23 protein-coding genes and 2 other annotated features (1 of these 25 only partly in view) are annotated in these 19,974 nt (G+C 38.7%); of the genes, 21 read left to right on the forward strand and 2 right to left on the reverse strand.

Annotated features, from left to right (window positions below):
* Window positions 1–113: 113 nt before the first annotated feature.
* From ACIQ1H_RS01580 to ACIQ1H_RS01625, 10 genes are all read left to right on the forward strand, one after another.
* Window positions 114–668: a M23 family metallopeptidase gene (locus ACIQ1H_RS01580; RefSeq protein ID WP_172772209.1), complete on the forward strand. Its 555-nt coding sequence runs from the start codon at window positions 114–116 to the stop codon at window positions 666–668.
* The gene (locus ACIQ1H_RS01585) at window positions 658–1,269 is read left to right on the forward strand and encodes a zinc metalloprotease (protein ID WP_402886039.1); all 612 of its coding nucleotides are present in this window, start codon (window positions 658–660) and stop codon (window positions 1,267–1,269) included. The genes ACIQ1H_RS01580 and ACIQ1H_RS01585 overlap by 11 nt, the downstream gene beginning before the upstream one ends.
* Before the next feature lie 45 nt (window positions 1,270–1,314).
* Window positions 1,315–1,390: a sequence feature (ribosomal protein L21 leader region), on the forward strand.
* Between the two features lie 14 nt (window positions 1,391–1,404).
* On the forward strand, window positions 1,405–1,713 hold the full coding sequence (gene rplU / locus ACIQ1H_RS01590; protein WP_010860053.1) for a 50S ribosomal protein L21: 309 nt from the start codon (window positions 1,405–1,407) through the stop codon (window positions 1,711–1,713).
* Between the two features lie 16 nt (window positions 1,714–1,729).
* On the forward strand, window positions 1,730–2,086 hold the full coding sequence (locus tag ACIQ1H_RS01595) for a ribosomal-processing cysteine protease Prp (RefSeq protein ID WP_401009271.1): 357 nt from the start codon (window positions 1,730–1,732) through the stop codon (window positions 2,084–2,086).
* Window positions 2,083–2,382 carry a 50S ribosomal protein L27 gene (gene rpmA / locus ACIQ1H_RS01600; protein ID WP_024363181.1) on the forward strand — a complete coding sequence of 100 codons (300 nt, stop codon included), beginning with the start codon at window positions 2,083–2,085 and terminating at the stop codon, window positions 2,380–2,382. The genes ACIQ1H_RS01595 and rpmA overlap by 4 nt, the downstream gene beginning before the upstream one ends.
* Window positions 2,383–2,519: 137 nt before the next feature.
* Window positions 2,520–3,047, forward strand: coding sequence for a Spo0B domain-containing protein (locus ACIQ1H_RS01605; RefSeq protein WP_172772206.1), 528 nt, complete (start codon window positions 2,520–2,522; stop codon window positions 3,045–3,047).
* 5 nt (window positions 3,048–3,052) lie between these two features.
* A complete protein-coding gene (obgE, locus tag ACIQ1H_RS01610; protein ID WP_172772205.1) occupies window positions 3,053–4,342 on the forward strand; it encodes a GTPase ObgE in 1,290 nt (429 codons plus the stop codon).
* A 24-nt stretch (window positions 4,343–4,366) separates the two neighbouring features.
* Entirely contained in the window at window positions 4,367–4,822 is a 456-nt protein-coding gene (locus ACIQ1H_RS01615; RefSeq protein ID WP_172772204.1) for an ACT domain-containing protein, read from the forward strand.
* Between the two features lie 368 nt (window positions 4,823–5,190).
* A complete protein-coding gene (gene pheA / locus ACIQ1H_RS01620; protein WP_402886042.1) occupies window positions 5,191–6,069 on the forward strand; it encodes a prephenate dehydratase in 879 nt (292 codons plus the stop codon).
* Window positions 6,070–6,089: 20 nt separating this feature from the next.
* Window positions 6,090–6,479: a thiol-disulfide oxidoreductase DCC family protein gene (locus ACIQ1H_RS01625; RefSeq protein WP_402886044.1), complete on the forward strand. Its 390-nt coding sequence runs from the start codon at window positions 6,090–6,092 to the stop codon at window positions 6,477–6,479.
* Between the two features lie 205 nt (window positions 6,480–6,684).
* Here ACIQ1H_RS01625 and ACIQ1H_RS01630 read toward each other — a convergent pair whose 3' ends face one another.
* Window positions 6,685–7,218 carry a transcription repressor NadR gene (locus ACIQ1H_RS01630; RefSeq protein WP_337980708.1) on the reverse strand — a complete coding sequence of 178 codons (534 nt, stop codon included), beginning with the start codon at window positions 7,216–7,218 and terminating at the stop codon, window positions 6,685–6,687.
* Window positions 7,219–7,360: 142 nt separating this feature from the next.
* On the opposite strand from ACIQ1H_RS01630, the gene ACIQ1H_RS01635 reads away from it, so the two are divergent.
* The 8 genes from ACIQ1H_RS01635 (at window position 7,361) to ACIQ1H_RS01670 (ending at window position 14,567) form a co-directional block, all read left to right on the forward strand.
* Window positions 7,361–8,431, forward strand: coding sequence for a LysM peptidoglycan-binding domain-containing protein (locus ACIQ1H_RS01635; protein WP_402886046.1), 1,071 nt, complete (start codon window positions 7,361–7,363; stop codon window positions 8,429–8,431).
* A 106-nt stretch (window positions 8,432–8,537) separates the two neighbouring features.
* Window positions 8,538–9,299, forward strand: a complete 762-nt coding sequence (locus tag ACIQ1H_RS01640) for a phosphotransferase (RefSeq protein WP_402886048.1) — start codon at window positions 8,538–8,540, stop codon at window positions 9,297–9,299.
* A 112-nt stretch (window positions 9,300–9,411) separates the two neighbouring features.
* Complete coding sequence (ruvA, locus tag ACIQ1H_RS01645; protein WP_402886050.1) at window positions 9,412–10,032, forward strand: Holliday junction branch migration protein RuvA; 621 nt, start codon at window positions 9,412–9,414, stop codon at window positions 10,030–10,032.
* Between the two features lie 18 nt (window positions 10,033–10,050).
* Complete coding sequence (gene ruvB, locus ACIQ1H_RS01650; protein ID WP_139860360.1) at window positions 10,051–11,055, forward strand: Holliday junction branch migration DNA helicase RuvB; 1,005 nt, start codon at window positions 10,051–10,053, stop codon at window positions 11,053–11,055.
* Between the two features lie 18 nt (window positions 11,056–11,073).
* Entirely contained in the window at window positions 11,074–12,120 is a 1,047-nt protein-coding gene (gene queA / locus ACIQ1H_RS01655; RefSeq protein ID WP_402886052.1) for a tRNA preQ1(34) S-adenosylmethionine ribosyltransferase-isomerase QueA, read from the forward strand.
* 108 nt (window positions 12,121–12,228) lie between these two features.
* Window positions 12,229–13,374 (forward strand): tRNA guanosine(34) transglycosylase Tgt, encoded by a 1,146-nt coding sequence (tgt, locus tag ACIQ1H_RS01660; protein ID WP_402886053.1) that lies wholly within the window; start codon window positions 12,229–12,231, stop codon window positions 13,372–13,374.
* Between the two features lie 147 nt (window positions 13,375–13,521).
* Window positions 13,522–13,788: a preprotein translocase subunit YajC gene (gene yajC, locus ACIQ1H_RS01665; RefSeq protein WP_173477661.1), complete on the forward strand. Its 267-nt coding sequence runs from the start codon at window positions 13,522–13,524 to the stop codon at window positions 13,786–13,788.
* 143 nt (window positions 13,789–13,931) lie between these two features.
* On the forward strand, window positions 13,932–14,567 hold the full coding sequence (locus tag ACIQ1H_RS01670; protein ID WP_172772197.1) for a DUF421 domain-containing protein: 636 nt from the start codon (window positions 13,932–13,934) through the stop codon (window positions 14,565–14,567).
* On the opposite strand, the gene ACIQ1H_RS01675 is transcribed toward ACIQ1H_RS01670, so the two are convergent.
* Window positions 14,564–16,081 (reverse strand): putative polysaccharide biosynthesis protein, encoded by a 1,518-nt coding sequence (locus ACIQ1H_RS01675; RefSeq protein ID WP_402886055.1) that lies wholly within the window; start codon window positions 16,079–16,081, stop codon window positions 14,564–14,566. The genes ACIQ1H_RS01670 and ACIQ1H_RS01675 overlap by 4 nt on opposite strands.
* A gap of 93 nt (window positions 16,082–16,174) precedes the next feature.
* Between ACIQ1H_RS01675 and ACIQ1H_RS01680 the strand changes: the two genes are divergently transcribed.
* The 3 genes from ACIQ1H_RS01680 to ACIQ1H_RS01690 all read left to right on the forward strand — a co-directional run bounded on the left by ACIQ1H_RS01680 (window position 16,175) and on the right by ACIQ1H_RS01690 (window position 19,826).
* On the forward strand, window positions 16,175–16,513 hold the full coding sequence (locus tag ACIQ1H_RS01680; RefSeq protein WP_172772195.1) for a post-transcriptional regulator: 339 nt from the start codon (window positions 16,175–16,177) through the stop codon (window positions 16,511–16,513).
* 360 nt (window positions 16,514–16,873) lie between these two features.
* The gene (gene secDF, locus ACIQ1H_RS01685; protein ID WP_402886057.1) at window positions 16,874–19,141 is read left to right on the forward strand and encodes a protein translocase subunit SecDF; all 2,268 of its coding nucleotides are present in this window, start codon (window positions 16,874–16,876) and stop codon (window positions 19,139–19,141) included.
* 496 nt (window positions 19,142–19,637) lie between these two features.
* The gene (locus tag ACIQ1H_RS01690; RefSeq protein WP_172772191.1) at window positions 19,638–19,826 is read left to right on the forward strand and encodes a hypothetical protein; all 189 of its coding nucleotides are present in this window, start codon (window positions 19,638–19,640) and stop codon (window positions 19,824–19,826) included.
* 147 nt (window positions 19,827–19,973) lie between these two features.
* Window position 19,974, forward strand: a binding site (T-box leader) (it continues 290 nt past the right edge of the window).

Here is a 19,974-nt window from a genome sequence, read left to right on the forward strand (position 1 = left end):
TGCGCGGAAAGGTTTTTTTATTGTTAGTAAATTGTGTGAGAATTGTATGAGTGACTGGCACATGCATGAATGGACATGCTGCCTCATATAGTGTGAAAAAAGAGGATGAGAGCTTGTTTAAAAAATGGAAATGGATTGTCATGATATTACTTGTGGCTGCAATTATGCTTATGATTCGCTTAGAAGATCAAGGCGTAATGGAAACACCTGTGCGAAAGCTTGTAACGACATCAGCAGATTTAACATATTTAAGTGAGCTCGGAAAAAGTCTGCTGAAAAAAGAGGAAGAAACGATAATGGTTTCCAGTGATATAGGGCAAACTGAACTATTAACGTTTTCAAATGCGCAAGTTTTTAAAGAGGGGTTTTTATTACAATATGATGTGGGCCTCCCTGTATATGCGGGCCAAAGTGGGCTCGTTGTTTTTACAGGTCATACTAAATATACTGGTAAAACGATGACAGTTAGCTATGAGGATGGTACAACTGTCTCTTATGGGATGCTTGATAGTTTAGCACAGTTACCATACACAACAATACAGGCCAACGACTTGATCGGTATGAAGCAGACTGGACAACTCTATATTTCGATTGAGAAAGACAAAAAGCATTTAAATTTAGAAGAAATTGTGCAGTGGCTTGAAACGACGGAGAACGATGAAGGTTAAATTGCATTTACTTTGTATCCCTCTGATTCTGTTAATGATTTTCAGTGGTCAGATCGCTTATTATGCAATTATTTTAACTTCTTTGCTATGGCATGAAGCGGGCCATATATTGGCTGCGGTGCTTTGTGGCGTGAAAATAAAATCATGTGTGATCGCACCCTATGGAGGGGAAATAGAATTTGAAAATCCAGCAGCTGTGCAGGCATCTTCACTACTTTGGATTGCACTAGGAGGTCCAATCGCCACAATACTGGGGATTGGTCTTGCTTTTTTTATGCCGGATTTAATTGCCATTCGACTTGTCAATGTGCAGCTAGTATTACTAGTAATTAATTTAATACCCATCATTCCACTAGATGGTGGAAGGATACTATTAGCTTGTTTATTTTTATTTTATCCAAGTGTGCGAGTTTTTGAATATTATTATTCGCTTTCTCTTATTTTTGCCACTATACTATTCATAGTAACTTTAGGAAATTTACCACAATCCATTTTTTTAGCTGTTTTGTGCCTGTTTATATGGTTGCAAGTACTAAAAGAATGGAACTATCGAAAGTACCGTTTAGCATTTGAGAAATATGTAATGAACAGGTTGACTTGATAGAATCCATGTGGTAGTATTTTAATGTTATTGTTTGTAGCACCCGTGCTACTACAACCGCTCTGGGAAGGTTTAAGCATCTTTGGATCACCTTCATAAACAGGCGAGTCTGAGTCTAAGAGGAGGTGCAGTAAAATGTACGCAATTATTGAAACTGGTGGTAAACAAATCAAAGTAGAAGCTGGTCAAGAAATCTATGTTGAGAAATTAGGCGTAGAAGCTGACGAGGTTGTAACTTTCGATAAAGTTCTATTCGTAGGTGGCGAAAACGTTAAAGTTGGAGCTCCATTCGTAGAAGGCGCTACAGTAACAGCTAAAGCTGTGAAAGAAGGCCGTCAAAAGAAAATCGTTGTTTTCAAATTGAAAGCTAAAAAGAACTACCGTCGTAAACAAGGTCACCGTCAACCTTATACAAAATTAGTTGTTGAATCAATCAATGCTTAATTGTGAGGTGTAACATTTGATAAAAGTTACGATACATCATGATGAAAACAGACATGTGTCTGCATTTGAATTTTCAGGACATGCTGAGTACGACGAATCTGGTAAAGATCTAGTATGTGCAGGCGCATCTACCATTGCCATTGGTACGGTGAATGCGATTTATGCATTATTACAATTGCAACCAGAAGTTGAACAAGCAGCTGAAGGTGGAGGTTATCTTAAGGTATCTTTACCAACAGATTTAGAGCCTGAAATTGATACGAAACTACAATTAATTGTCCAAGTAATGACTGCTCAAGTGTATTCTATGGTGCAAAATTACGGACAATATATCCAAATCAACTACAACCAAGTAGGAGGTGGAACAGAATGAAATTGTTATTAGCATTAGACCTTCAACTTTTCGCATCGAAAAAAGGGGTAGGTTCTACAAAAAACGGACGTGACTCTGAGTCTAAACGTCTTGGCGCTAAACGTGCTGATGGCCAATTTGTAACTGGTGGTTCTATTCTTTACCGTCAACGCGGTACAAAAATTTACCCAGGTACAAACGTAGGTCGTGGTGGCGATGATACACTATTTGCTAAAGTTGATGGCGTTGTTAAATTCGAACGCTTAGGTCGCGATCGCAAACAAGTATCTGTATACCCAGCTACACAAGAAGCTTAATTTTAATAAAGTAGACATAAAGCGGAGGACTGCATTTATTGCAGTCCTTTTTTTGGCTAAATTTCAATGAAGAATTAAGGGAAAAATACATCAAAACTTGTTATACTAGTTAAGATAACTTTATTGGAGTGAATGGGATGAACAATCAATCACTAACCATTAGTGAGGTATTACGTTTTGCAAATCATGATTATGTGAATCAACTTCAACTTATTCGCATGAATTTAGATTTAGGTAGAATTGATGAATCAAAAGAACTTATTCAACATTATTCGGAACAGCTACGAGTATTGTCTATCATGAATCGTCTACAATTACCACAAACAATGGAGTGGCTACAAACAGCAGGATGGCGTTATCCATCTTTACCGCTGGAGCTTAATGGTGAGATCAAAAAACCAGTCACTAATAATATTGACAAGGATGTTGTAGAGTATTTAAACAAAACAGTTATGCATGTTTATGATACATTAGATCCATTTACGGAGCAGAGCTTAGCGCTTGATGTACGTGTTGACGATCATACATTTGTTTTGGCGTTTACGCTAAATGGACTGTGGAGTGCAGACGCATTCACCGAAAAAGGTTTGAAACAATTCGACATTCAAACAATTGTGCAGACAAATACGTGCTGGCAATATGTGTTGAGTGCAAATAGGGAGTGAAATAAATGTTTGTCGATCACGTAAAGATATATGTTAAAGGTGGCGATGGCGGCGATGGAATGGTAGCCTTTCGCCGTGAAAAATATGTACCAAATGGTGGGCCAGCTGGTGGAGATGGCGGTCACGGAGGTAACGTAGTATTTGAAGTAGAAGAAGGCTTACGTACGTTAATGGATTTCCGTTATAAACGTCACTTCAAAGCAGAACGTGGTGAACACGGGATGAGTAAAGGGATGCACGGAAAACGCGCTGAAGATTTAATTGTTAAGGTGCCACCAGGTACAGTTGTGATGAATGAGGAAACAGGAGAAGTCATTGCAGATTTAGTTGAGCATGGCCAACAAGCGATTATCGCGAAATCAGGTCGTGGTGGACGCGGAAATTCTCGCTTTGCAACACCTGCCAATCCTGCGCCTGAGCTTTCTGAAAAAGGCGAGCCAGGACAAGAATTAAATGTTATATTAGAGTTAAAAGTATTAGCAGATGTTGGTTTAGTTGGTTTCCCAAGTGTAGGTAAATCCACACTATTATCAGTTGTTTCTGCAGCAAAACCAAAGATTGGCGCTTATCATTTTACGACAATCGTGCCGAATTTAGGAATGATTGAAACAGATGATCACCGAAGCTTTGCAATGGCAGATTTACCAGGGCTAATTGAAGGCGCGCATGAAGGCGTAGGGTTAGGACACCAATTTTTACGTCATATCGAACGTACACGTGTCATTGTGCATGTTATCGATATGTCAGGTATGGAAGGCCGTGACCCGTACGAAGATTATTTAACAATTAACGAGGAGTTAAAGCAATATAATTTGCGTTTAACAGAGCGTCCTCAAATTATTGTAGCAAATAAAATGGATATGCCAGAAGCAGAAGAGAACTTAGTGGAATTCCGCAAAAAAGTTGGAGAAGATGTGCAAATCTTCCCAATCTCAGCAGTTTCACGCCAAGGCTTAAAAGAATTATTATTTGCTATAGCAGATTTACTTGAAGTAACGCCTGAGTTCCCACTATTTGAAGAAGTAGAGGAGCAATCAGATGCAACAGTAATGTACAAGCATCAATCGCAAGGCGAAGATTTCGAGATTACTCGTGATGATGACGGTGCATTTATCATTAGTGGCTACTCGATTGAACGTCTATTTAAAATGACAGACTTTAGTCGTGAAGATGGTATTCGTCGTTTCGCACGCCAATTGCGCGGTATGGGTGTGGATGAGGCATTGCGTGAGCGTGGTGCTCAAAACGGTGATACAGTTCGTCTACAAGAGTTCGAGTTCGAATTTATAGATTAAGACAGGAGTTTTAGGGGGAAGCGTATGAAGAATGTTGCGAATCAGCGATATTATTTAGTTCGTGAAGATGTATTAACGGATGCTATGCAAAAAACATTGGAGGCAAAGCAATTACTTTCAAGTGGTTCGGTATCCTCCATCTGGGATGCGGTAAAGCAAGTGGATTTATCGCGCAGTGCGTTTTACAAATATCGTGATGCTGTATTTCCTTTTCACTCAATTGTACAGGAGCGCATTTTAACCGTCTTTTTACAGCTTCAAGATCGAAAAGGAACGTTGGCCAAATTGTTAGAAACTGTGACCAATTCACATTGTAATGTACTGACAATCCATCAAACTATACCAATTCAAGGACGTGCGAATGTGACATTGTCATTAGATGTGACGAGTATGACTTCTGAACTTGATGACTTAATACAGCAGTTAAAACGTTTAGATTTTGTTGAATCTGCAGAGGTAATAAGTTCTGGTGCATTGTAAGGGGCTATTAAAAAAAGCCCCTTTGCTTTTTATTAGTTAATGCTGGTAGATGTTGATACAAAATTTCGCTCCCTTTCCGCATGCGATGAGCAAGCCTCTCTGAAGCTGAAAAATAGCTTCTGTGAGGTTTCGCTAAAGTCGCGATCCTGCAGAAATACTGCGAAATTTTTTAAAATACCCGAGCATAGTGTACAAAACTGCATTTGCTATAAGCGATAGTGTTGAACCTGCTAGCAAAAGCAGTATCTACTATCACATTTACACATTTTAGAGGGAGGCTGTATTACATAGCCTTTTCTTTTTATAAAGAGTTTTCCAAACATTATAAATGTTTCATATACTACGAATTAAAGAAGGAGGTCATTTCGATGACAGAGCGACAGTGGGAGAAACGAATTGCATATTTAGGACCTGAAGCATCATTTACATACTTAGCGACAAAATCTATCTTCCCAACTGATTTGCTTGTCCCGTGTACAACGATACCTGAATGTATTGAGGCAGTAGCAGAGGGCAAGGTCGATTTAGCAGTTGTACCATTAGAAAATGCTTTAGAAGGCTCAGTACCATTGACGCTCGATTATTTATTCCATGAGGCAACGCTTTATGTAACAGGTGAGCTACAATTGAAAATTCAACAACATTTAATGGTCAATAAGGCGCAAAAGAATAATTGGGAATCCATCAAAGGGGTATATTCACATCCGCATGCTTTAGCGCAATGTCATAAATATTTATTTTATCGCTTTAGTGATGTACCGTTACATCAAACAACATCAACAGCTGCTGCAGCTAAATTTGTATCAGAAAATCCTGATGATTGCATTGCAGCAGTAGGTAATGCAGCCGCTGCTGCAAAATACGGAATAGAAATCGTTCAAGATAATATTCATGATTTTCATTTTAATCATACTCGTTTCTTTGTGTTATCTAAGCAAAATAAACGATTACCACAGGAATTATCAGATGGGCAAGCTAAAACAACCTTTATGATTACGTTACCGACAGATCGATCAGGGGCTTTACACCAAGTTCTTTCTGTTTTTGCGTGGCGACAATTGAATTTAAGTAAAATTGAATCACGCCCATTAAAAACAGGTCTCGGTGATTATTTCTTTATGATTGATGTTTTAGCTGATGAAAAAGAACCAATGATGCGAGGTGCTATGGAGGAGCTAGCGGCACTTGGCTGCAAAGTGAAATCGCTTGGTACATACTTTACGTATTTAACATCAGACGAAGGTTAAAAGATTTAGGGGGAGCGAAAATGGGTGGTATTATATTGTTCGATGGTATTTGTAATTTCTGTAATAGCAGTGTGCAATTTATTATTAAACGCGATCAAGCTGCGTTTTTCAAGTTTGCCTCCATTCAAAGTGAAGTTGGGCAAGCACTACTTGCACAATACAACGTCCCTGCAAATATAGATAGTGTAATTTACATTGAACAAGGTACTATTTATTTTGAATCAACAGCAGCACTTAAAATTTGTCGCCGTTTAGATGGCTTATGGCCAGTGTGCTACGCGTTTATTGCGATACCTCAATGTATAAGAAATACGGCATATAAATTATTTGCCAAAAACCGTTATCATCTTTTCGGTCAAAAGGAAGCATGCCTATTACCAACACCTTCACAACGACAACGTTTTCTTTAAATATGGTGTCAGGCACTCAAACAATTTTGAAAATTTTATTACTGTCCAAATAAAAATCCACGGAAGCCAGTCGAGACCACACACTGTAAGACGCAACAAGCCGCGCATATCATAAGCGAGGGTTGCGGCTTACATCGTGCCTGCCGAGTGCTAAGTGGATTTTTATGTTATAGAAAGTGAAATATACCCTATCCATCATCATTGTTTATTGATCTGAGACAAGGTATCCCTTCTTTTGCAAGGATTGCTCAATTAAATCTAAAATATCAACAGAGGGTGCTGTAATAACATGAAGATGAGTGCCACCTGTAAGCGCAGATAAATAGTTTGCCTGAGTGTCATTTACACGTTGTACGAATTTTTCAACTTCATGACGATTCGAGACCATAATCGAAGCAGTAAGCTCTCCGTATATCGGATGCTCAACAATGACATTTTTAACCGTTCCACCACAATCTACAATTGTTAACAATTCGTCTTTGGCATCTTCGGGTGTGTGGAAACATGGGATTGTCCGTTCAACAGTTTGACTGAGCTGCTCTTGGTGCATATAAATATAACCTTGGCTTGTTGCAATAATAGGTTCATTTCTAGCCTTTAATAATGTCATATCATTTACTATGACTTGTCTAGAAACATTTGCAAATTTAGCGAAGTCTGTCCCAGTTATCGGTGTGTTGCTTTTTTTTAACAGTTCTAAAAGTTGCAGTCGGCGTTCCTCGCCTAACATTTTTTTCATAAAAGATCACCTCTGCCATGTAATAAAGGAATAGTTATTCCTTAAGCATTAGTGTACCATGAAGCATTTCCACCATGCGTAATTTTTTGTATCCAAATGAAACATTGAACATATGATACGTAGAGAGGAAGGGAGGAAAAAATTGCGTATTCATATTGTTCAAAAGGGAGATACATTGTGGAAGATTGCGAAAGAGTACGGTATTTCGTTTGAGGATTTAAAACGACTCAATGCTCATCTTGCCAACCCTGATTATATTGTTCCAGGTATGGAAATTATTTTGCCTGAAAAGATAAACATGGAACCACATAAAGGAACACATAAGGAAACACATAAAGAAACACATAAGGAAACACAAATGCATAAAGAGATGCCAACTCAAACAAAGCCTAAGGAAAGTGTTAAAAAAGAGGTGCAAAGACCGATGCCAGTGCCACCACCTATTGTTATTCAACCGCCAGCACCGATGCCTATGCCAGAACCACAGATGATTCCAATACCGTTTCCGATGCCAATGCCGATGCCACAACAACAGCAACCGATGTGGGTGCCTCAGCCAGTAGAACTTAGCTGGAATCAACAATTAGTAATGCCGCAAGTGCAACAACCAGCACCCCCACCACCACCAGTAGCACAACCAGCACCGCCGCCACCACCACCGCCAGCACCAGCACCACCGCCGGTTCATATGGTACCACATATGCCAATGGTACCTCATTGCTCTAGCTGCCATCAGCCAATGCATCATCAAATGTGGTGGCATATGCCAATGCATCCACAAATAGATGCATATGCAATGCCACAGCAACAAATGCCATATGCTATGCCGCAACAGCCAATGCCAACATATGTAGAAGGTGCGAATTTCTTAGAATCGAGCTCATCACCATTCTTTAATGAGCCACAAATGCAGCCTCAATTTGAGCAGATGCCAATGATGCCGATGGGTCAAACTTGTGGTTGTGGTGCACAGCACGGAATGGGTCAAACTTGCGGATGTGGCGCACAGCACGGAATGGGTCAAACTTGCGGATGCGGTGCACAACATGGAATGGGCCAATCCTGTGGATGTGGTTCACAACCGGTAATGATGCCGAATTGGCAATATGATCATGGTCACTGCCCACCGCCATGCCCGCCACCATGTCCTTCAACTGGACCATGGGTTTCACCGAACTTTTTCCCAGGCGGGATGACGCCTTATCGATGGTAAAAAAGCGTACATTGTTGAGGAAGTAAAGCCGAATATTTGGAAGTATAAATATCGATCCAATCATTATTTTGTGAAACGAGCAAAGCAGTTAGAAATAGCAGATAAGGTGAGGGTAATTCATCGCCAACTTGGGCGAATAGAGCCCTCCCTCGTCCTGCCTTTAGTAAAAAGTGATGATGAGCAACTTATCGTTCAAATGTGGCAAGAGGGAAGCCACAGTGCGAATTTCGCGCATAAAAAAGATAGAGAACAATCTTTAAAGTTATTAAATACGTTACATGATACAAATCAAAAAATTGCGTGGCAACGAGTGCCAGGTCTGTATACCTTTTCACAGCTATTAAAATGGCAAATGCGTCATATCCGTTTTAAAAGTAGACGAAATGAATTCAGAACATTTTTAACGAGAGAAGAAGTGGATCAAATCATTCATTTTAGTGAAAAGGCATTGCAGTTAATGGAACAAGAAAATGTGCCAGAAAAAGACCTTACGTTGCTACATGGGGATGTCGTACATCATAATTTTTTATGGTGTTCAGATGGAGAATTACGTTTAATCGATTTTGATCTTGCTCATCTTGGTGAAGCCGATGATGAATATATATTATGGCTGCATCGTGTGTTGCCAGCAGTAGATTATAATATTGATAGTATTTTAAACGAATTACCAGACCTTCAACGATTAGATAAAAGAAAGTTACATCGTTTAAAGTTTCCAAATGAGTTATTGAGAGAGTGGCTATTTGCTGTAGATTTGCCATTAGAACAACAGCTAGTATTTTTAGATTATTTAATACCGTTTACGAAGCGCGCCCTAACATACTGGCCAAAACTGTGGTACGATATTGATAGAGTGATGAAGAAATGACCGTCCCCGAGGCGGTCATTTTTGCATGTGAACGGTACTATCGCCATTTATATAGTCGAGCATTCGTTCGCTATATGCTATAATCGAAGACGATGAATGTGAGGGATTTTACATGTATGATTATTTAAAAGGACAAGTAGTGCGTATTACGCCTGAGTATATTGTGCTTGAGCAACAAGGGATTGGCTGGCAGTTGAATACACCTAATCCATTTGCATTTCGTGCGTCCGCTGTCGAACAACAAATTTATGTACATCTACATGTTCGCGAAGATGCACAATTGCTATATGGCTTTCCGAATTTAGATCAACGAGAGCTGTTCCGTAAATTAATTTTAGTATCAGGCATTGGACCAAAAGGTGCGCTTGCGATTTTAGCGACTGGCAACCCACAACAAGTCATCAGTGCCATCGAACGAGAAGATGAAGCATTTTTAGTGAAATTTCCTGGTGTGGGGAAAAAGACAGCACGCCAAATGATTCTAGATTTAAAAGGCAAACTTGGTTCATTACTGGACTCAATTGAGTTGCCTAGCACTGAGGATGAATTACCGTTATTTGGCGTTAATCCGTATAAGCATGAACTAGAAGAAGCCATTCTAGCATTAATGGCGCTTGGCTATTCGGAAAAAGAACTTGATAAAATCCGACCGCTTCTTGAAGATAATGACAAGCTGGAAACAACAGATGCCTATATGAAACAGGCATTACAGCTTCTACTAAAGTTAAAATAATGAAAGGGGGGCACGTACATGTCAGAGCGCATGATAGCAAGTGAAGCAGGCAGTTATGATGAACAATTTGAATTATCTTTAAGACCGCAACGATTAGCTCAATATATTGGGCAGCATAAGGTTAAAGAGAACTTACAAATTTTCATTGAAGCGGCGAAGCTTCGGCAGGAAAGTTTGGATCATGTACTATTATATGGTCCTCCTGGATTGGGAAAGACGACATTAGCCGCGATTATTGCAAATGAAATGAATGTTAATGTTCGTATGACGAGTGGTCCTGCCATTGAACGTCCAGGAGATTTAGCCGCGATTTTAAGCTCACTGGAACCAGGAGATGTTTTATTTATTGATGAAATTCATCGTCTTCCTCGTGCCATTGAAGAGGTACTTTATCCTGCAATGGAGGACTTTTGTCTAGACATCGTTGTTGGAAAGGGCCCTGAAGCGCGTTCTGTCCGTCTAGATTTGCCACCCTTTACACTTGTGGGAGCAACTACAAGGGCGGGGGCGTTGTCAGCGCCACTCCGAGATCGATTCGGTGTTTTGCTTCGTCTTGAATTTTACGACGATATCTCACTAGCTGAAATTGTAGTTAGGAGCGCACATTTATTTGACGTCAATATAGAACAAATAGCCGCAGGTGAAATGGCAAGGCGCTCTCGTGGGACACCTCGTATCGCAAACCGTTTACTAAAACGAGTGCGAGATTATGCACAAGTGCTTGGAGATGGTATGATAACGGAGGACCTTGCCAAGCAAGCGCTAGAACTTTTACAGGTTGATCCTAGAGGGCTTGACCATATTGACCATAAACTTGTGACCAATATGATTGAGCGCTTCCGTGGTGGCCCAGTAGGCTTAGATACACTTGCTGCCTCCATAGGTGAAGAACGAGTGACGATAGAAGATGTGTACGAGCCTTATTTAATGCAAATAGGCTTTATTCAACGTACACCGCGTGGACGTGTTGCAACGCATCTTGCTTACGAACATTTTGGATATGATTATCCACAACAATCATAAAAGAAGGAAGTTTTTTTAATGCGTGTAGAAGATTTTGATTTTGAATTACCAGAGGAGCTCATCGCACAAACGCCACTTGTCGATCGTACGGCGAGTCGTTTAATGGTCGTGACACCCGGCTCAGAAAAAGTTGAGCATCAGCATTTTGCTCATATATTAGAGGAGCTTCATGCTGGAGACTGTCTTGTTTTAAATGATACAAGAGTATTACCAGCACGTTTAATGGGTGTGAAAGAGGAAACTGGCGCACATATCGAAGTATTGCTATTAAAGCAAACAGCAGGTACTGATGAATGGGAAACACTTGTAAAGCCAGCAAAGCGTGTTAAAGTGGGGACAGTTGTGACATTTGGAGACGGTTTACTAACAGCTACTTGTACAGCTGAGCTAGACCATGGTGGCCGCATGTTTGAATTTAAATACGACGGTATTTTTTATGAAATTTTAGAGCAACTTGGAGAAATGCCATTGCCTCCTTATATTCGCGAAAAACTAGATGACAGTGAACGTTATCAAACTGTATATGCGAAAGAGCGTGGCTCGGCAGCAGCCCCAACAGCAGGTCTTCATTTTACGCAGGAACTATTAGAACAAGTTCGTGCAAAAGGTGTGGAAATTGTTTTTATAACGCTACATGTGGGTCTTGGCACATTCCGTCCAGTGAGTGTGGACTCTATAGAAAATCATGAAATGCATGCTGAATTTTATAGTGTAACAGAAGAAGCCGCTGCTACAATCAACCGAGTGAAAGCAAATGGTGGTAGTGTGATAGCTGTTGGTACGACATCTACTCGTACGCTCGAAACAATCGGCTCTAAGTATGGAGAAGTACGTGCAGAGCAAGGTTGGACATCTATTTTTATTTATCCAGGCTATAAATTTACGGTAGTAGATGGGTTAATTACCAACTTCCATTTACCGAAATCGACATTAGTAATGCTCGTTAGTACACTTGCGACAAAGGATACGATTTTAAGCGCATATAATCAAGCGGTAGAAGAAAAATATCGCTTCTTTAGCTTTGGAGACGCAATGTTTATACGTCCGAGTACAATTCGTAAATAATGTTTTATAAACATTTAGGCAGTTGAATGTGAACATGGATTCTTCTTTAGAAGAATCGAAAAATCGGAGTACTGTTTTTACTTTAGATAAGAGAGGATATATTATTTTATGACACAACCAGCAATTCGGTATGAATTACTTCATACATGTAAGCAAACAGGAGCACGACTAGGTATTGTGCACACACCACATGGCTCTTTTGAAACACCAGCATTTATGCCTGTGGGGACTCAAGCGACGGTTAAAACGATGTCTCCTGAGGAATTAAAAGAAATGAATGCGGGCATTATTCTTTCAAATACGTACCATTTATGGCTTCGTCCAGGTAATGATATTGTCAAAGAAGCAGGTGGCTTGCATAAATTTATGAACTGGGATCGCCCAATTTTAACGGATTCAGGTGGCTTCCAAGTGTTTTCATTGAGTCAATTCCGTAAAATTGAAGAAGAAGGTGTCCATTTCCGTAACCATTTAAATGGAGATAAGCTGTTTTTAAGTCCAGAAAAGGCAATGGAAATTCAAAATGATTTAGGTTCAGATATCATGATGGCATTTGATGAATGTCCACCTTACCCAGCGACATATGACTATATGCTGAAATCAGTAGATAGAACGACACGTTGGGCAAAGCGATGCAAGGAAGCGCATGCTCGTCCAGAAGATCAAGGCTTATTCGGTATTATTCAAGGTGGGGAATTCGAGGAATTACGTCGTCGCTCTGCGGAAGCGCTAGTAGAGCTAGATTTTCCTGGTTATGCAATAGGAGGCTTATCTGTTGGCGAACCTAAAGATGTGATGAACCGAGTGTTAGAGTTTACGACACCGTTAATGCCATCTAATAAGCCACGTTATTTAATGGGAGTTGGATCTCCAGATTCTCTTATTGACGGCGCTATTCGAGGAATTGATATGTTTGACTGTGTACTACCAACTCGAATTGCACGAAATGGAACATTAATGACGTCTGAAGGCCGTTTAGTCGTGAAAAATGCAAAATATGCACGTGATTTCGGTCCAATCGATCCAAACTGTGATTGCTACACATGTAAAAACTATTCTCGCGCGTATGTACGTCATTTAATTCGTACAGAAGAGACATTCGGTATTCGTTTAACTTCTTACCATAACTTACATTTCTTACTGAAGCTTATGGAGCAAGTGCGTGAGGCTATTCGTGAGGATCGCCTAGGAGATTTCCGTGAAGAATTTTTCGAGAAGTATGGTTTTAATGGCCCGAATGCTAAAAACTTCTAATACTGGAATATAACTTAGCGAAAATTTACCTAATATAGAAAAACTATTATTAATATAGAAAAATTTTGGGCTTGTTCATCGCTTTTTTAGGGTGAAATAGTCTATACTAAAAAAGTGAGATTTGGAAAGGGGGCTAGCAATTTGAATATGGAATCAATATTAGGTTTTGCACCGATCATTCTAATGTTCGTGGCAATGTGGTTCATTTTAATCCGTCCTGCTAAAAAGAGACAGCAAGAAACACAAAATATGCAAAGTAGCTTACAGCGCGGCGATAAAATTATTACAATCGGTGGCTTGCATGGTGTTATCGACTCAATTGAGGACACAGCTGTCACATTAGTTATCGCTGATAATGTTCGCGTTAAATTTGACCGTCAAGCAATTGGACGTGTCGTAAATGACCAAGTATAATGTTATAAGGCGTTGTCCCAAATAATTTTTGGACAACGCCTTTGCAATTTTTTAAGCTATGTCGAAATGTGTATTTTTGACACAGCTTTTTTTGTATAAAAAGTAACTGATACGGTCACCTTGATATAGATGGGGGTGTCTGTATGGAAGAATATTTAACAATAATTTTTAGAACATGCTTTTTATATGTGTTTATACTTATCGTTTTTCGTTTAATGGGTAAACGTGAAGTCGGTGAATTATCTGTCATCGACTTAGTCGTGTTCGTATTAATTGCGGAAGTTGCTGCCTTTGCACTTGATGATTACGACAACCCGTTATTTAATGCTATATTACCGATTATTATTTTGCTCTTTATTCAAATATTGAGTGCTTATTTATCGTTAAAAAATAAAAAAATACGTGATTTAGTTGACGGTGAACCAGCATTGCTCGTAAAGGATGGGATTATCCAAGAAAGCGAAATGAGGAAACAGCGCTATAATTTGGATGATCTATGTCAACAAATACGAGAAAATGGCATCGCTTCTGTTACGGAAATTGCTTTTGCTTACTTAGAGCCTTCTGGCAACCTTTCCGTTTATAAAAAGGATGAGAAGGCATTTATCTATCCACTTATCATTGATGGAGATATTCAAGATAGACATTTAAAGATTATTCATAAAGATGAAGAATGGTTAATGACTGAGTTAGCTAAAAATAATATTCTGGATAGTAGTACAGTGTTCTTCTGTATATGGGAGGATGAGCGACTTCATATTCAATTAAAGGAATTTTAAACCTTCTTGGCTAATTTACGTATATAGTGGAAATCTGTAAAGCGTAATTGATTGGTCATTAATAATAGCGTAAATAATAAAAATAATGTAACACAGCTACTTAAAAGCAATGGCAGTGGCATAATTTGCATGAAGAAATATTGGGCAATACAAACCACAATAAAACAACTATACGGTACAACAAACATACGGAAGCCTGCGCGTAAATTTTTACGTTGTCTTACCGTAGCAATATGCAAGAATGATGTTAGTAAAACACCGAAGCCAATTGCTACAACAGCACCTTTTTCTTGTATCCCAGGTTGAGAGGCCAGTACAAACATAACGAATAGTTTGCCGAGGCCTCCGTATATCGAATTCATCATCGCGGCACGGGCTTCACCAACCGCTTGTAAAATCGAATGTAATGGACTTTGAATATAATAAAAATAAAAAATTGGTGCTAAAATTTTCACATAGCCTCTATTTTCTTCTAAGTGAAATAATTTCATTGCTAAGTCATCACCGTGAACGAAAAAATACGTAGCAGCGAAGCAACCGACCAATGAAGATAAGCGCAAGGAAACAGATATACGTTCCTGTAAAAGAGCGTTATGTTGCCGAGCGACTGCATCACTCACTGCTGGAATAAGGACAATGGAGAGTGCAGTGGATACAAAGGCTGGGAATAATAGCAGGGGCACTAAAACACCTGAAATAACCCCATATAATATAGTCGCAGCAGAAGCAGTCAAGCCTGCCATTGTTAATGCCTTTAAAAAGATAATAGGCTCTAAAAACCAAGTGAAAGAGCCAAATAGCTTACTGCCTGCTGAAGGTACGGCAACCCGCAACATAGGTGAAGCAGGATAGGATTCCACTTTGCTTTTTCTTGGCAATAATTTTTTCTTTGAAACGGTATAGTGCAACCATAAATACAAGAAAGCAACTACTTCTGCTAAAAGCGTAATACCCATTGCAGAAGCTGCAGTTATTGCTGCATTATTATAAGCAGCAACAAGTGGTAACATGAAGGTAATAAACCCGATTCGAACAATTTGTTCAAGCATTTGAGCCCAAGCAGTTGGTGTAATTTTAGCAACACCCTGTAAGTAGGCGCGGAGTAAACCTGAACCAACCGAAACAGGTACAGCGAAGAGTGCAATCCAAAGTGTAATCGTTGTTTGTTCATTATGTAACAGCGTTGTAGAGATATAAGGTATTGTCAGTGCAAGAAGTGGCATAAAAACAATCATACCAATAAATGACCAAATGATTGCCGTACGCATTACGCCAAAAATGCTTTCGCGTTTATTTTTTGCTAGTAATTCAGCTACAATTTTTGCTACAGCGATAGGTAGTCCAAGTTGAATGAGTGAGATGAAGAAAATAAATGCAGGATAGGCGGTCATATAAATGCCGACTGCCTCTTCACCAGCGATACGCATAAACTGCATTCTATAAAAGAAGCCAAAGAGTTTAGATAAGAAAATCACAAACATTAAAAATAGTGTACCTCTTACAAAAGAACTCATGCCATCCGTCCCTTCTCAAGCCACAAAAATTCATTTACACTATTTGTATGCAAACACTTCTTACGATACAACTTTGATTGGAGATGATTCAAAATGAGTATGCAACATGCACAACTATTTGAAAAAATTCGTCCGGCAATTGATAGTAAGATTGCAGAATTTAAGTATTATAATTATGATGCAATTACAGCAGAGGAATTATGGCGTTTTTGCGTAGAAAAAAAATGGCGAAAAAAAAATGTAGAGCAATTACGTTTATATGAAATTATTGCTACTATTTTTGCAGTATCACCGTCCGATATTGTATCATTCAACCAAGTAGAATTTTTACAAAGTTCTGATTGGTTTGCAGAAATAAACACAGATGAACTAAAATCATTGCTTGGTCCATTAAAAACACAAGAAGAATATGTCGGTTCTGTAAAAGATTAATAAGAATACTACAGTGTTGAATTGACACCAAGCGCAACGTGTTTCATAATGAGTGTGTTGCGCTTTTTTACTTTGTACAAGCCATATCGAAAAAAAGGCTGTAAAAAGTTGTAAGGAATTTGATTTCCCTACATACATGTTCCGCTTACTATTCATAATGAAATGGAAGACGCATCTTCTATTAGTACGGGATTTGCGCGTTATTGAACGATTGAAATAAGTAAAGCAAAGCAACCCTTTTGAAGCACGAGCTACAATTATTCTAAGGAAAAGGAGGAATATACGTTTCAAAAGGTATTGCTAGTATACTTGTTTGCAGTGTAAGGGATGCCCTTGCACTAATTCGAGGAGGATTTATAGATGAAATTAAGAAGTCGAATTATTGCATTCGTGCTACTTTTGGTGCTATTTGCAGCTTCCATGAGTACGACTGTAGAAGGCGTCTTAAAGGACATTAAGCTTGGTCTTGATTTACAAGGCGGGTTTGAGGTACTTTATGAGGTCAATGAATTAAAAGAAGGACAAAAAATCACACCTGAGGTTGTAACCGCAACGGCAACAGCTCTTAGTAACCGTGTCAATGCAATTGGGGTAAGTGAACCAAGCATTCAGGTTGAAGACAAAAACCGTATTCGTGTGCAATTAGCGGGGGTTGAAGACCAAGAATCTGCTCGTAAAATGTTATCTACTTCTGCGAATTTAACATTCCGCGATGTCGATGATAATTTACTTTTAGATGGTGATGATTTAAAGGCTGATGGTGCGTCAGCTTCCTTCGACCAACAAAACCGTCCAATTGTTTCGCTAACATTAAAAGATGCGAAAAAATTTGCGGATATTACGAGTAAAATTGCTGCCAAACCACAAGGCCAAAATTTACTTGTTGTATGGTTAGACTTTGAAGAAGGTGTTGATTCTTATAAAACAGAATCGCAAAAATCGAAACCTCGTTATGCATCTGCAGCAACAGTAAGTCAAACGTTAAATACAACAGATGTAATGATTAGTGGTAGCTTTACAGTTGACGAAACAAAAAATTTAGCGGGTATTTTAAATGCTGGGGCACTTCCTGTGAAACTTGATGAGATTTACTCTACATCAGTTGGCGCACAATTTGGTGACCAAGCATTAAAAAGCACAATATTTGCAGGTATTGTAGGCGTAGTAGTTATTTTCCTATTTATGCTATTCTACTACCGTTTACCAGGCTTTATTTCGATTATTACACTTGCGATATTCACATTCCTAGTTCTTGTTGTGTTCGATTGGATTAATGCCGTGTTAACATTGCCAGGTATTGCAGCGATCGTGCTCGGAATAGGGATGGCAGTAGATGCGAATATCCTAGCAGCAGAACGAATTCGGGAAGAGCTACGTGTTGGTTATTCAGTAAAACAAGCATTCCAAATTGGTTCTAAACAATCGTTATCAGCGATTGTCGATGCGCAACTAACAACATTATTAGCAGCAGCCGTGCTATTCTACTTCGGGACAAGCTCTGTAAAAGGATTTGCAACAACATTAATCATTAGTATTTTACTAAGCTTCCTTACAGCTGTTTGGGGTTCTCGTGTGCTATTAGGGTTACTCGTAAACAGCGGTTACTTCAATAATCCAGCATGGTTTGGTATACCAAAATCTAAACAACATAGCTTGGATGAAAAAATTGGTACATTAGATTTATCAACGAAATTTGATCGTTTTGACTTTGTACACAACCGTAAAAAATTCTATACAATCTCTTTAGCTATTTTAGTTGCAGGGATCGTTGTGCTTGGTATTTTCCGCTTAAATCTTGGGATTGACTTCTCAAGTGGTACGCGAGCGCAAATAGAAGCGGATCAAACCTTAACGAAAGAAGAAGTTTCAAACTATGTGTCTAGCATCGGTTTCCCATCTGATGATATTGTGCTTTCAGGTGAGAAAAATAAAATGGCGGTTATCCGTTATAAAGATGATTTATCACAAAGTGATATTTTAAAATTCAAAAAGGTAGTGGGCGAGAAGTATGGTCATGAACCTGGCGTCAGTACTGTATCTCCAACTATCGGTAAAGAGCTAGTGAAAAATGCGATTAAAGCTTTAGCACTTGCAGCACTTGGGATCATCATTTATGTAGCGATTCGATTTGAATGGCGTATGGGTGTTGGCGCGATTGTATCGCTTCTGCATGACGTATTCCTAATTATTGCTGTCTTTAGTTTTATGCGCTTAGAAGTGGACATTACGTTTATTGCAGCCGTACTGACAATTGTTGGTTACTCCATTAACGATACCATTGTTACATTTGACCGCATGCGTGAAAACTTAGAGCAGTATGATACGATTAAAGACAGAGAAGTTTTGGCGAACATTGTTAATAAATCGTTACGTCAAACGATGGGACGTTCGGTAAATACGGTCTTAACTGTAATTATCGTAGTAGTATCGCTCCTTATTTTCGGTGCACCGTCAATTGAAACGTTCTCAATTGCGTTATTAATTGGTTTAATTACAGGTATGTATTCTTCTATCTGTATTGCCGCCCAAATCTGGTACTCACTAAAAGTGCGTGAGATGAAAAAATCAGATGGTCAATTACGTAAAAAAGAGAAAAAACAATGGGGTACAGACGAACCTACTGTTTAATAAATAGTTAAAAGAGCCATTCTCAACTGAGGTTGAGATGGCTCTTTTTGTATGGTTAGGATTAGTGTTTTACAAATAACTTAATTATTGAGAATTTTTGTTGAAAATTTTAGTGTTTCTAATAATAATCTTTTATTGTGTTAATGATAGATTGTTTCATGTCTTATTAGCCCTGTATATTGTGAGTATTTGTAAAAATATACCTCTTCTTTATATCTTTTATATAGTAAGGGAAACTGTTCGTGTAGTTTTGTATATCTGATGTGCTTATAATATACACTGCTTCTTTCAGAAGAGACTGAAGAAAATATGGCAGTTGCTATAGAAGCTAGAACACCTACTCGGGGAGATTGAGAGTAAATATTACTAGTAGTATTAACGCTGTAAGGTTTAGAAACTTTTTCATGATTATACTCCTTTCTTTAAAAGACTATAAATTATATATAGAAAAGGAAATAAATTAAACTAACAAGTGATTTTATAGGAAGGAAATTTAATGAAATTGCTGAAAATTGTATTGAGTTTGTTTATTGTACTGGTTGGTTCTTTCTTTTTAAATATTACAGTAAAAGATGAATTACTTAAAAATATTGTATTGAATTTTTTAGGAGTTATATTTTTGTTCGTTGGTTTATTTTATCTACTTAAAATAATGAAAGTCCCTAACAAATGTGAAAAGAAATAAGCAACTTTGTAATCTTTTAATCAGAATTGGTTGACAATTATTGTAGGGTGGCATAGAATAAGGCTAACTTTTCGTTCGGATACGGTAGAAGGTCTCGGGAGCGAGATTAGCCTAGAACAGATGAGCAGAGCATAGACGAGAATAGCTG

Source organism: Lysinibacillus sp. NPDC097279, assembly GCF_044761745.1.
In the GTDB taxonomy this organism is placed as follows: domain Bacteria; phylum Bacillota; class Bacilli; order Bacillales_A; family Planococcaceae; genus Lysinibacillus.